The organism is Rathayibacter sp. VKM Ac-2803, assembly GCF_009807175.1.
GTDB lineage: Bacteria > Actinomycetota > Actinomycetes > Actinomycetales > Microbacteriaceae > Rathayibacter.
Genome location: NZ_WUCD01000001.1, coordinates 1018610 through 1031033, shown reverse-complemented (window position 1 = coordinate 1031033; position 12424 = coordinate 1018610). Strand labels below are relative to the sequence as shown.

Genomic DNA, 12424 nt, shown 5'->3' with positions numbered 1-12424 from the left:
GTGGGAGCACGCGCCGACTCCTCCCTCATCACTGAGACGGGAACCGGCGCCCCCTGCTCGCTGATCGAGTAGCCCGCGCAGCGGGCGTATCGAGATCCACGTCCGTCAGAAGGCCGGGCCTGAGGACCGATCCTTTGACGCTGGCGGGTCTCGATACGCCCGCTGCGCGGGCTACTCGACCAGCATGATGGGGGGGGCAGCACACGCCGACTCCTCCCCCATCACCGGGACGCGAAGCGGCCACTCCGCTTCTGAGAGAAGTGCCCCCCTGCGCACGGCCCCCTCCTCGCTGATCGAGTAGCCCGCGCAGCGCGGCGTATCGAGATCCACGGCCGAGCCTGAGGACCGGCCTGCTCACGCGGGGGCTACTCGACCAGCATCCCCGTCAGCTGTCGTAGGTGGTGGGCCCCGTCACGCCGCGGACCGTCTCCCACGCGCGCGCCGCGTCGCTGCGGACGGCAGCCTCGACGATCTCGGCCGCCGACCACGCGTCCGCCGCCGAGGGGGCGAGCTGCCGCCCCGCGAGGACCGAGCCGAGGAACAGCGAGGCCTCGATCGTCTTGAGGTCGTCGAAACCCATGCTCGTCCCGGCGCCGGGCTGGAACCGCCCGAAGTCGCCGAAGCCCGGCTCGGCCATCACGGTCCGATAGCCGCTGGGGTCGTCGGCGAGCTGCAGCTCGTTCAGCCGCTGGAAGTCCCAGCGCAGCGACCCCTTCGTGCCGTACACCTCGAGCGCGTACTCGGCGCGGGGCCCGACGGCCACCCGGCTCGCCTCGAGCACCGCGACGGCTCCCGACTCGAACCGGCCGAGGAGCGCCGCGTAGTCCTCGTTCTCGACGGCGCCCTTCGCCGCGTCGTCGTCGCCCTTGCTGAAGTGACCGGCCGCGGCGGAGCCGGGCAGCGGACGCTCGCGGACGAAGGTCTCGGTGAGCGCGGAGACCGAGTCGATCCTCCCGACCACGTACTGCGCCAGGTCGGCGCCGTGCGACAGGAGGTCGCCGAGGACGCCGGACCCCGCGCGGTCGCGCAGGAAGCGCCAGGTGAGCGCGCCGAGCGGATCGGCCGAGTAGTCGGCCAGCAGGCGCACGCTGACGTTCGTCACGGTACCGAGCGCGCCCGCGCGCACCAGAGCGCGGGCCTTCGCCACCGCCGGCGCGTGGCGGTAGTTGAAGCCGACCGACGTCACGATCCCGGCGGTCTCGGCCGCGCGCGCGATGTCCGAGGACTCGAGTGCGGAGCGCCCCATCGGCTTCTCGATCCAGAACGGCTTGCCCGCCTCGGCCGCCGCGAGGGCGACCTCGCGGTGCAGGAAGTTGGGCGCGCAGATCGAGACGACGTCGACCTCGGGGTCGGCGAGCACCTCGCGGTAGTCGGCCGTGGCGCGCCGGTAGCCGAGGACCTCCCGGGCGCTCGTGCGGGTCGCGGGGTCGGTGTCGGCGGCCGAGACGAGGTCGACGGCGACCCCGAGATCCGGATAGTGCTCCGGGACCGCGCGATACGCACGAGTATGGAGGCGACCCATCCATCCGACCGATACCAGTCCGACTCCCAGTCGGTGAACCATGGCGCTCTCATTCCTTCTCGTCGACGCTGAACAACACCACTCTACCTCCATGACAATATGTATTGACATTTGCAACGCCCGACTTCATACTCGACGCGACAGCGACGTTTTCCCGGACCGTCATCGACGACGGCATCCGCATCGAAGGGACTTTCAATGAAGAAGCGATTCCTCACCGGACTCGGCGTCACGGCCGCGGCCGCACTGCTGCTGAGCGGATGCACGGGGACCGGTCAGGAGCCCGCCGCCAGTGCCGGAGGCGGCGGCGACTACACCTACGCCGTCGTCACGCACTCCGGCCCCGGCGACGCCTTCTGGGACCGCGTGAAGTCGGGGGCCGAGGCCGCCGGCGCCGACTACGGAGCGACGATCACCTACAACGCCGATCCCGACCCGGCCAAGCAGTCGCAGCTGATCGACAACGCGGTGGCCCAGGGAGTCGACGGCATCGTCGTCTCGATGGCCAACCCCGACGGAGTGAAGGACAGCGTCGAGAAGGCGGTCGCCGCCGGCATCCCGGTGGTCACCATCAACTCGGGCATCGAGCGCTCGGCCGAGTTCGGCGCTCTCACCCACATCGGCCAGAGCGAGACCGTCGCCGGCGAGGCCGTCGGCACGAAGCTCGCCGAGGCGGGGGCGACGAACGCCCTCTGCGTCATCCAGGAGGCGGGCAACGTCGGTCTCGAGGAGCGCTGCAAGGCGGCCGCCTCGACCTTCGGCGGCACGATGTCGAACCTGCAGGTCGACGGCACGAACGACGCCGAGGTCAAGGCGACGATCAAGTCGAAGCTGCAGTCCGACCCCTCGATCGACGGCGTCCTGACGCTCGGCGGCCAGTACGCGATCGACGCCGTCGGCGCCGTCTCGGAGTCGGGCAGCTCGGCGCAGGTCGGCACCTTCGACCTCTCGGAGGACGTGGTCACGGCGGTCGAGGACGGCTCGATCGCCTTCGCGGTCGACCAGCAGCCCTACGTCCAGGGCTTCCTCGGCGTCACCGCGCTCTCGCTCTACAGCACCAACGGCAACGTCATCGGGGGCGGCCAGCCCGTCTACTCCGGTCCCGCCTTCGTGACGAAGGAGAACGCCGCGGCGGTCGCCGAGTTCGCCGCGAACGGCACCCGCTAGCAGCACCACGGAGGCCGGCGTCGCCCCGCGCCGGCCTCCGCTCTCCCCCTTCGAACAGGAGTCACCGTTGACGACCACAGACATCGTGACGATCGCCACGAGGCCACGCCTCGAGAGACGTCCTCTCCGCAAGATCCTGGCCCGGCCCGAGACCGGCGCGCTCGTCGCAGCCCTCGCCGTGCTGGTGTTCTTCTCCCTCTACACCCCCCAGTTCCTGAGCCTCGCCGGAGCGGGCGTCTGGCTCGAGTCCGCCTCGACCTTCGGCATCATGGCGGTCGCCGTCGCGATGCTGATGATCGGCGGCGAGTTCGACCTCTCGGCCGGAGTCATGACCGGCTTCTCGGCCCTCATCGTCGGCATCCTGACCACCCACTACGGGCTCAGCATCTGGATCGCCGTCCTGATCTCGCTGGTCACCTGTCTCGGAGTGGGCGCCCTCAACGGCATCCTCGTGATGAAGACCGGACTGCCGAGCTTCATCGTCACCCTCGGCACCTTCTTCGCCCTCGCCGGGATCGACCTCGCCGTGACCAAGATCATCACCGGCCAGGTCGCGATCCAGGGCATGACGAACGTCCCCGCCTACGACAGCATCCAGCCGGTCTTCGGCTCCTCCCTCACCGTCGGCAACGGCACGTTCTACGTCTCGGTGCTCTGGTGGTTCGCCGTCACGGCGGTCGCCACCTGGATCCTGCTGCGCACCCGCGCCGGCAACTGGATCTTCGCCGTCGGCGGTGCGCTCACCTCCTCGCGCCAGATCGGCGTGCCCGTGCTCAAGACCAAGATCGGCCTCTTCATGGGCACCGCCGGCGCGGCGTGGCTCGTCGGGATGATCTCGCTCTTCCGCACCTCGACCGTGCAGGCGAACACCGGCGTCGGCCAGGAGTTCATCTACATCATCTGCGCGGTCGTCGGCGGCTGCCTGATGACCGGCGGCTACGGCTCCGCGATCGGCGCCGCCCTCGGCGCCCTGATCTACGGCATGGTCTTCCAGGGCATCACATTCGCCCAGTGGGACACCAACTGGCTGCGCACCGTCCTCGGCGGCATGCTCCTCGCGGCCGTGCTGCTGAACAACTTCGTCCGGACACGAGCAGGAGGCGGGCGATGAGCGCCGAGTACACGACCAGCGGACCCTCGACCGGGCGACCGGCGGCGCCCCGCACCCCCGTCGGCACGACGATCGTCGAGGTCCGCGACATCGGCAAGAGCTACGGAGCCGTCAACGCGCTCGCCGGAGTGTCCACCACGGTGAACGCGGGTCAGGTCACCTGCGTGCTCGGCGACAACGGCGCGGGCAAGTCGACGTTCATCAAGATGCTCGCCGGCGCCCACACTCCGTCAGAGGGGCAGCTGCTCCTCGACGGCGAGCCGGTCACGTTCTCGTCCCCCCGCGCTGCGCTGCAGGCGGGCATCGCGACGGTCTACCAGGACCTCGCCGTCGTGCCGCTGATGCCGGTCTGGCGCAACTTCTTCCTCGGCTCCGAGATCACGAAGGGCATCGGACCGCTGCGGCGACTCGACGTCAAGGCGATGCGCGCGATCACCCAGTCCGAGCTCGCGAACATGGGCATCGACCTGCGCGACGTCGACCAGCCGATCGGCACGCTCTCGGGCGGCGAGCGCCAGTGCGTCGCGATCGCCCGGGCGGTGTACTTCGGCGCCCGCGTGCTCATCCTCGACGAGCCGACCGCCGCCCTCGGCGTCAAGCAGAGCGGAGTGGTGCTCAAGTACATCGCCCGCTCGCGCGACCAGGGCCTCGGGGTCGTCTTCATCACTCACAACCCGCACCACGCCTACCCCGTCGGCGATCGCTTCCTGCTCCTGAACCGCGGCACCAGCCTCGGCAACTTCGAGAAGAGCGAGATCAGCCTCGGCGAGCTCACGAGCCTGATGGCCGGAGGAGCGGAGCTCGCCTCCCTCGCCCACGAGCTCGAGCGGTCGATGGGTCCCGACTCCGACCTCGCGGCCGAAGTGGCGCACGAGGCCGCCGCGAGCCCGTCGACGGCACCCGACCGCGCGGGGGCGAACCCCGCGGTCTGACACCGCGCAGCATCGGCCGGCCCCTCGCTCGAGGTGGTCGGCCGGTTCCGCGTTCCGGCCGGCCCGACCACGAGACGAAGGCAGGCGCATGGCGCACTTCCGCATCCGCGACTTCCACCCCGAGGACATCGACGGCATCCTGCCGCTCTGGGAGGAGCTGCGCACGCAGGCCGAGCCCGTCTACGGGCTCTCCGAGGTGCTCGCCTCCTGCCGGCAGGACCACGCGGTGGTCGCCGTCCTCGACGACGTCGTCATCGGCGCGGCGGTGGGCCGCGCCGCGCACGCCCAGGGCTGGATCGTGTTCCTCGCGACCGAGCGGGAGCACCGGCGCACCGGCATCGGCGGCGCGCTGCTCGCGGCGCTCGAGAAGCGGATGGCTCCGCTCGGCCTGTCGAAGCTCTCGGTGCTGCTGCCCGACTCGGGGCTGCCCGACGACGCGTTCGCCGAGCAGGGCTTCGAGGCCAAGAAGAACCTGCGCTACTTCGAACGGCAGATCCCCGTGCAGCGCGCCGAGCTGGGCGTGCTGTCCGAGCTCGGCGGCCGCGTCCTGCCCCGGGGGCTCTGGGAGTCGATCGGCGGCATGCAGCGCGAGAAGGAGCTGCTCGAGCGCCGCCTGGTCATGCCGCTCGCCCGCGCCGACCTCGCCGAGCAGTTCGGCGTCGTCCCGCCGAGCGCCGTGGTCCTCTTCGGCCCGCCCGGGACGGGCAAGACGACCTTCGCGCGCGCCATCGCCTCCCGGCTCGAGTGGTCGTTCGTCGAGGTCTTCCCCTCGCGCCTCGCCTCCGACTCGGCAGGGCTCGCCGGCGCCCTGCGCGAGACCTTCGACAGGATCACCGAGCTCGAGCACGCGGTGGTCTTCATCGACGAGGTCGAGGAGATCGCGGTGCAGCGCGGAGGCGGGCCGCCGTCCGCGCTGCAGGGCGTCACGAACGAGCTGCTCAAGATCATCCCCGCGTTCCGCGATCAGCCGAACCGGCTGCTGGTGTGCGCCACGAACTTCATCCGCTCGCTCGACTCCGCCTTCCTCCGCCACGGCCGCTTCGACTACGTGATCCCGATCGGGCTGCCGGACGACGACGCCCGCTTCTCGATCTGGTCGCGCTACATCCCGGGCCACGTCCTCGACACGATCGACGTCGCCGCGCTGGTCGCCGACACGACGGGCTTCTCGCCCGCCGACATCGAGTACGCCGCCCGCAGGGCGTCGCAGGCGGCGCTCGAGGACGCCCTCGACAGCGGCGGCGACGCGATCGAGGCGCGCCGGGGACCGCGGACCGCCGACTACCGCGCGGCGATCGCGGCGACCCGGGCGACGGTCTCGCACGAGGTGGCGGAGGCGTTCCTCGACGACATCGGCCGGCTCGCCCGGGTCTGAGAGGGCGGCCCTACCCGACGTGCACGCCGGGGCGGCGGGAGCGGCGCGCCTCGGCCCGCCGCAGCACTTCGCGGGTGACGGGCGCCACCTCGCCGGTGCCGGTGACCAGGAAGCGGAACATGTTGGTCAGCGGGTCGCCCTCGGTCCACTCGAAGTAGACCTCGGGGATCACCCCGGTCAGCTCCCGGATCTCGAGCAGCACGGTCGCGATCGTGTTCGGGATGTTCCCGGAGGTGACGGTGAGCACGCGGAACCCGTGCCGGATCTCGCCGCGCACCAGCAGGTCCTCCTCGAAGTCGGACGAGTCGGTCGCCTGCACCTCGAGGAAGAGCACCGGCGAGCGCCGCGGCAGGTTGCTGTGCTGGTGCTCCTCCGCCAGCTTCTGCCGGTACTCGGCCTCGGATCCGTCGTCGGGCTCGTTCGCGAGGACCCGGATGACGCCGTACTCGTCGGCGTCGGTGGTGACGAAGTCGAGCGCGGCCGCGTCGAAGGTCACCGAGGTCGCGCGCAGCTGGAACGAGCGGTGCACCCGCGACACCAGCGACACCGTCAGGATCCCCAGGATGAACACCCCGGCGATCCGCACGCCGTCGGGCCGCTCGACCACGTTGACGACCGTCGTGTAGACGAACACCAGCGCGATCACCGCGAAGCCGATCGCGCGCTTGCGCTGCCTCTTGCGCCTCGCCGACAGGAACACGGCGACGGAGGCGGAGGTGATCAGCACGAGCACGCCCGTGGCGTACGCCCCGCCCTGCGCGTCGACGTCGGCCTGGAACAGGATCGTGATGACGAAGGCGATCACCGTGAACACCAGCACCAGCGGGCGCACGGCGGCGGCCCACTGCGGAGCCATCCCGTAGCGCGGGAGGTAGCGCGGCACGATGTTGAGCAGCCCCGCCATCGCGGAGGCGCCCGCGAACCACAGGATGCAGATCGTGCTGATGTCGTAGACGGTGCCGAACGCCTCGCCCAGGTACTCGTGCGCGAGGTAGGCGAGGGCGCGGCCGTTCGCCTCCCCTCCCGACCGGAACTCGGCCTGCGGGATCAGCAGCGTCGTGACGAAGCTCGACGTGATCAGGAACGCCGACATCGTGACCGCGGCGGTGACCAGCAGCCGCTTGGCGCCGCGGATCCGACCGGCCGGGTTCTCCTCGGTGTCGCCCGCCTCGCCGCGGATCTGCGGCATCACGGCCACGCCGGTCTCGAACCCCGAGAGCCCGAGCGCCAGCTTCGGGAACACGATCAGCGCGATCCCCACCATGATCAGCGGATTGCCGTGCTGCGTGTTCAGCGCCGACCACCAGTCGCTGACAACGACCGGGTTCTCGGTGACGTGAGCGAGCGCGACGACGATCACCACGGCGTTGAGCACGAGGAACGCCGCCACGAGCACGACCGCGATGGAGATCGCCTCCTTGAAGCCGCGGAGGAACACGACCGCGAGCAGGGTGATCAGACCCAGGGTGAGCGGCACCTCGGCGCCGTGGAACCACTCCGGGGCGAACGGGTTCTCGACGGCGTGCGCGGTGGCGTCGGCCGCGCTGAGCGTGATGGTGATCATGAAGTCGGTCGCCGCGAAGCCCAGCAGCACCAGGACGAACAGCTTGCCGCCCCACCACGGCAGCAGCCGCTCGAGCATGGCGATGGAGCCCTCGCCGCGGAAGCTCTCCTTCGCCACGCGCCGATAGACGGGCAGCGCGCCGAAGAGCGTCAGCAGCACCAGCACGATCGTCGCCAGCGGCGAGAGCAGGCCCGCGGCGAGCGCCGCGATCGCGGGCTGGTAGCCGAGCGTCGAGAAGTAGTCGACGCCGGTCAGGCACATCACCCGCCACCACGAGTGGGTCTTCTCGGCGGAGGAGTGCGGCCCCGGGTGGGTGCCCGCGTTCTCGCGGAGGCCCTCGAGCAGCCACGCCCGCAGGCCGCCGGGAGGCGCCGTGCGGAGCGGGGAGGGTTCGAGGGCGTCGGCGTCGCCACGGACTGCGGAGGAGGTCACCGGACAGTTCTACTCGCTCGCCACGACCTCCGAGCGCGGATCCCGCGCATCCTTACGGATCCCTAACGGGCAGTTCCTGGGGAGGAGCGTTCAGGCCTCGCGGACCGCGTAGGTGAGCACCGCGTTGCCGGCGCTGGTGATGACGGAGTCGCGCAGCTCCAGTCGCGTCGGCGGGTCTCCCGCCTCGAACAGGCGCCGACCGGCGCCGGCGACGACCGGGTGGATCATCAGGGTCAGCTCGTCGAACACGCCCGCGAAGAGGAGGGTGCGCACGAGCGAGATGCTCGAGAAGAGCGAGATGTCGCCTCCGTCGGTCTGCTTCAGCGCGGTCAGGAACTCGGCGGCGTCGCCCTCGATGAGGGTGGCGTTCCAGCCGAGCGGGCCCGAGAGGGTCGTGGAGGCGACGTACTTCTCGATCGGGTTGATGAAGGAGGCGAAGGGGTCGTCCGCCGGCGCACTCGGCCAGTACTCCGACCACTCCTCGTAGCCGGTGCGCCCGAGCACGGCGGTGTCGACCGCGCCGATCATCCGGCCCATCATCGCGCCCAGCTCGGCGTCGAAGCTGTCGAACTGGAACAGGTTGGGCGACTCGACGACGCCGTCGACCGACATGAAGAGCCCCGCGGTGAGCGTGCGCATGGTGTGCCTCCAGTGACCACCGACTCCCCCGCCGGCTCACCCCACCCTCCCGCACCCCCAACGCGGGGACAACCGTGCATCCGCGCCGCACAGACAAGGCTGGAAGGCCGATTCCGCCGAGAATTCGGCGATCGCGGGATCCCAGCCTCGGTTGTGAGGCCGATCGCCCCGACCCTCAGCTCGCGACGGCCCCCGCGCGGCGGTACCGGCGGTTGCGGACCGCGAGGATCGCGCCTCCGATGATCGCCGCGAGGAGAGAGCCGGCGAGGACCCCGACCTTCACGTGGTCGTCGGACTCGCTGCCCACGCCGTACGAGAGCTCGCCGACCAGCAGCGAGACCGTGAAGCCGATGCCCGCGACGAACGACATCCCGATGACGTCGATCCAGCGCAGGGTCGGGTCGATGACGATCCCGCGGAACCGGGTGAGCAGGAACGTGCTGCCCGAGATGCCGATCGCCTTGCCGAGCACGAGACCCGCGATGATGCCGAGCGCGATCGAGTCCTGGAACGACTCGACGAGCCCCGAGAAGCCGCCGACGGTGACGCCCGCCGAGAAGAACGCGAAGACGGGGACGGCGAACGTCGTCGAGAGCACGCTCCAGCGGTCCGCGAAGTGCGCGGCGAGGCCGTCGTAGAGGGGGCGGCCCTCGGCGTCCGCGCCGGTCTGCACGCGGGCGCGCTTCGTCGCGACGACGGGCACCGTGAAGCCGAGCAGCACGCCGGCGACGGTCGCGTGCACCCCGGAGGCGTGCACCAGCGCCCACGTCGCCACGGCCAGAGGGATGAGCACCCACCACGCGCGCACGCCGCGCTGCACGCAGACGGCGAAGACCGCGAGCGGCACGAGGGCGAGGGCGAGCAGGAGCGCGTCGATCCCCGCGGTGTAGAAGACGGCGATGATCGTGATCGCCAGCAGGTCGTCGACCACGGCGAGCGTCAGGAGGAACGTGCGCAGCGCCGGCGGCAGGAACTTGCCGACCACGGCGATGACCGCGACCGCGAAGGCGATGTCGGTCGCCGCCGGGATGGCCCAGCCGTCGAGGGCGGCGCCTCCGCGGGGCAGGTTCACGAGGACGAAGATCAGCGCGGGGACGGCGACTCCGCCGGCCGCGGCGACGATCGGGACGATCGCGGTGCGCGGGTCGCGGAGCTTGCCGGCGACGAACTCCTCCTTGAGCTCGAGGCCCACGACGAAGAAGAAGATCGCCAGCAGCCCGTCCGCCGCCCAGGCGCCGACGCTCAGGTTCAGGTGCAGCGCCTCGGGCCCGAAGGAGAAGTCGCGGATCGCGTCGTAGAGCCCCGAGGCCGGGCTGTTGGCGATGATCAGCGCGAGCAGCGTCGCGGTGAGGAGGAAGGCGCCGCCGACCGTGTCCTTCTGGAGGGTCTGGCGGAGCCCGCGCCAGATGGCGTGCGGGGCCTGGTCGGCGGGCAGGGGGGTGTGCGGATGCGTCATGGGTCTCTTCCGGAAGGGAGGGAGTCGGGAGACGCGGCCGCGGGCTCGGAGGAGGGGCGGACGCGGATCAGACGCGTGGCGGCGGGCAGCCGGCGATCTCGCCGTGGGCGTTCGTGCCCCACGAGCTGAGCCAGCCGTTGGTCCCCGAGGCGCGCTTCGTGAGGAGCAGGCGGTTCGGGTACGCCGCAGCGGCACGCGCGAGAGCGCGCCGGAGCGGAAGGAGAGACATCCCTGCGAGTTTACCGAGCGCACCTGAGCGCGCACAGAGGGAGAGACCCGCGCACAAGTGAGGCTGAGAGGCCGGACCCGCCCGGGAAACGGGGGGACGCGGCCTCTCAGCCTCACTCGTGCACGCCGGGCGGAGGCGCACTGCCCCCGCCCGAGCGGATCACTCCTCGACGACGATCGTGGTGATGACCGGGTTGCGGCGGTGGCGGCGGGTCAGCCAGCGGCCGAGGGTGCGGGTGATCAGCGCCTCGATCGCCTCGCGGTCGGTCGGCTTGCCGGCGGCCTGCAGCACCGCGTCGTCGATCGCCTTGCTCGCGTTGGCCTTCCAGCCCGGCTCCTCGACGAAGCCGCGGGTGAAGAACTCCACCGGCTCGCCGAGCGTTCCGCGGTCGAGGTCGACGATCGCGAGGACCGTGATGGCGCCCTCCTCCGCGAGCACGCGGCGGTCGATCATCGCGTCCTCGGTGGCGACGCCCATCGTGGTGCCGTCGACCAGGATCTGGTCGGCCGGGATGCGTCCGCTGATGCGCGAGCGGCCCTTGACGAGGTCGATCGAGACGCCGTCCTCGATGACGAAGACGTTCTTCTCGTCGATCCCGGTGCGGGTCGCGATCGCCGCGTTGGCGGTGAGGTGGCGCCACTCGCCGTGCACGGGCAGCACGGCGGTCGGCCGGAGGATGTTGTAGCAGTAGGCGAGCTCGCCCGCGCTGGCGTGACCCGAGACGTGCACCTTGGCGTTGCCCTTGTGCACGACGGTCGCGCCCCAGCGGGTGAACGCGTTGATGATCCGGTAGATCGCGTTCTCGTTGCCGGGGATCAGCGAGCTGGCCAGCAGGACGGTGTCGCCCGGGCCGATGTCGATGATGTGGTCCTTGTTGGCCATGCGCGAGAGCGCGGCCATCGGCTCGCCCTGCGAACCGGTGCAGATCATCACGATCTCGGTCGCCGGCAGCTTCTCGAGCACCTTCATGTCGACCACGAGACCCGCGGGGATCTTGAGGTAGCCGAGCTCGGCGGCGATGCCCATGTTGCGGACCATCGAGCGGCCGACGAAGGCCACCTTGCGGCCGTGGCGCTGCGCGGCGTCGAGCACCTGCTGGATGCGGTGCACGTGGCTGGCGAAGCTCGAGACGACGATGCGACGCGGAGCGGTGCGGAACACCTGGTCGATCGCGGGGGCGAGGTCGCCCTCCGAGATCGCGAAGCCGGGCACGTCGGCGTTGGTTGAGTCGACGAGGAACAGGTCGACGCCCTCGTCGCCGAGGCGCGCGAAGCCGGGGAGGTCGGTGGTGCGCCCGTCGAGCGGGAACTGGTCCATCTTGAAGTCGCCCGTGTGCAGCACGAGGCCGGCCTCGGTGCGGATCGCGACGGCGAGGCCGTCGGGGATCGAGTGGTTCACCGCGAGGAACTCGAGGTCGAAGACGCCCGCGTCGACGCGGTCGCCCTCCTTGACCGGGCGGGTGCGCGGGGTGATGCGGTGCTCCTGGAGCTTCGCGCTGATCAGCGCGAGCGTGAAGGTCGAGGCGATGATCGGGATGTCGCCGCGCTCCTTGAGGAGGTAGGGCACACCGCCGATGTGGTCCTCGTGACCGTGGGTGAGCACGATCGCCTCGATGTCCTTCAGACGCGAGCGGATCGCGGCGAAGTCGGGCAGGATCACGTCGATGCCGGGCTGGTTCTCCTCGGGGAAGAGGACGCCGCAGTCCACGATGAGCAGCTTGCCCTTGTGCTCGAAGACGGTCATGTTGCGACCGATCTCGCCGAGCCCGCCGAGCGGGGTGATGCGCATCCCGCCCTTCTCGAGGGGCTTGGGCGTGGGGAGCTCGAGGTGGTGACGAGCGGGCTTGGCGGTGCGGGTGTTTCTCATGAGTGCTTTCCGGTGAGGGAGGAGTCCGGTTGGCGGCGCGATGGCGCAGGGCTGCGGAGTTCTCGGTAGGGGTGTCTCGCATCCGGCGTGCTCCTCCGGCGGACTGGCGCGGAAGGGGCGGTGCGGGTGGT

At 70.8% G+C, this 12424-nt stretch carries 10 protein-coding genes; 4 read left to right on the top strand and 6 right to left on the bottom strand.

The window, feature by feature from the left end:
- Nucleotides 1-385: 385 nt before the first annotated feature.
- Nucleotides 386-1564 (bottom strand): Gfo/Idh/MocA family protein, encoded by a 1179-nt coding sequence (locus tag GRS96_RS04760; protein WP_159987856.1) that lies wholly within the window; start codon nt 1562-1564, stop codon nt 386-388.
- 156 nt (nt 1565-1720) lie between these two features.
- Here GRS96_RS04760 and GRS96_RS04755 point away from each other — a divergent pair, with 156 nt between their 5' ends.
- The 4 genes from GRS96_RS04755 to GRS96_RS04740 all read left to right on the top strand — a co-directional run bounded on the left by GRS96_RS04755 (nt 1721) and on the right by GRS96_RS04740 (nt 6107).
- The gene (locus GRS96_RS04755; protein WP_159857718.1) at nt 1721-2689 is read left to right on the top strand and encodes a sugar ABC transporter substrate-binding protein; all 969 of its coding nucleotides are present in this window, start codon (nt 1721-1723) and stop codon (nt 2687-2689) included.
- A gap of 67 nt (nt 2690-2756) precedes the next feature.
- A complete protein-coding gene (locus GRS96_RS04750) occupies nt 2757-3800 on the top strand; it encodes an ABC transporter permease (RefSeq protein ID WP_159987855.1) in 1044 nt (347 codons plus the stop codon).
- Complete coding sequence (locus GRS96_RS04745; RefSeq protein ID WP_159987854.1) at nt 3797-4732, top strand: ATP-binding cassette domain-containing protein; 936 nt, start codon at nt 3797-3799, stop codon at nt 4730-4732. Before GRS96_RS04750 ends, GRS96_RS04745 begins: the two co-directional genes overlap by 4 nt.
- Before the next feature lie 88 nt (nt 4733-4820).
- Nucleotides 4821-6107, top strand: coding sequence for an ATP-binding protein (locus GRS96_RS04740; RefSeq protein WP_159987853.1), 1287 nt, complete (start codon nt 4821-4823; stop codon nt 6105-6107).
- A 10-nt stretch (nt 6108-6117) separates the two neighbouring features.
- On the opposite strand, the gene GRS96_RS04735 is transcribed toward GRS96_RS04740, so the two are convergent.
- From GRS96_RS04735 to GRS96_RS04720, 5 genes are all read right to left on the bottom strand, one after another.
- Complete coding sequence (locus GRS96_RS04735) at nt 6118-8103, bottom strand: amino acid permease (protein WP_442966590.1); 1986 nt, start codon at nt 8101-8103, stop codon at nt 6118-6120.
- Nucleotides 8104-8193: 90 nt separating this feature from the next.
- Nucleotides 8194-8742 (bottom strand): dihydrofolate reductase family protein, encoded by a 549-nt coding sequence (locus tag GRS96_RS04730; RefSeq protein WP_159987852.1) that lies wholly within the window; start codon nt 8740-8742, stop codon nt 8194-8196.
- A 175-nt stretch (nt 8743-8917) separates the two neighbouring features.
- The gene (gene nhaA / locus GRS96_RS04725) at nt 8918-10198 is read right to left on the bottom strand and encodes a Na+/H+ antiporter NhaA (protein WP_159857728.1); all 1281 of its coding nucleotides are present in this window, start codon (nt 10196-10198) and stop codon (nt 8918-8920) included.
- 67 nt (nt 10199-10265) lie between these two features.
- Entirely contained in the window at nt 10266-10427 is a 162-nt protein-coding gene (locus GRS96_RS20450) for a hypothetical protein (protein WP_204162180.1), read from the bottom strand.
- 159 nt (nt 10428-10586) lie between these two features.
- Nucleotides 10587-12215: a ribonuclease J gene (locus tag GRS96_RS04720; protein WP_204162130.1), complete on the bottom strand. Its 1629-nt coding sequence runs from the start codon at nt 12213-12215 to the stop codon at nt 10587-10589.
- Nucleotides 12216-12424 lie beyond the last annotated feature (209 nt).

Bases quoted from the DNA above. Each gene is read 5' to 3' on its own strand.
- GRS96_RS04755 (WP_159857718.1), top strand. From the start codon at position 1,721: ATGAAGAAGCGATTCCTCACCGGACTCGGCGTCACGGCCGCGGCCGCA.
- GRS96_RS04740 (WP_159987853.1), top strand. From the start codon at position 4,821: ATGGCGCACTTCCGCATCCGCGACTTCCACCCCGAGGACATCGACGGC.
- GRS96_RS04760 (WP_159987856.1), bottom strand. From the start codon at position 1,564: ATGGTTCACCGACTGGGAGTCGGACTGGTATCGGTCGGATGGATGGGT.
- nhaA (WP_159857728.1), bottom strand. From the start codon at position 10,198: ATGACGCATCCGCACACCCCCCTGCCCGCCGACCAGGCCCCGCACGCC.
- GRS96_RS04745 (WP_159987854.1), top strand. From the start codon at position 3,797: ATGAGCGCCGAGTACACGACCAGCGGACCCTCGACCGGGCGACCGGCG.
- GRS96_RS20450 (WP_204162180.1), bottom strand. From the start codon at position 10,427: ATGTCTCTCCTTCCGCTCCGGCGCGCTCTCGCGCGTGCCGCTGCGGCG.
- GRS96_RS04730 (WP_159987852.1), bottom strand. From the start codon at position 8,742: ATGCGCACGCTCACCGCGGGGCTCTTCATGTCGGTCGACGGCGTCGTC.
- GRS96_RS04720 (WP_204162130.1), bottom strand. From the start codon at position 12,215: ATGCGCATCACCCCGCTCGGCGGGCTCGGCGAGATCGGTCGCAACATG.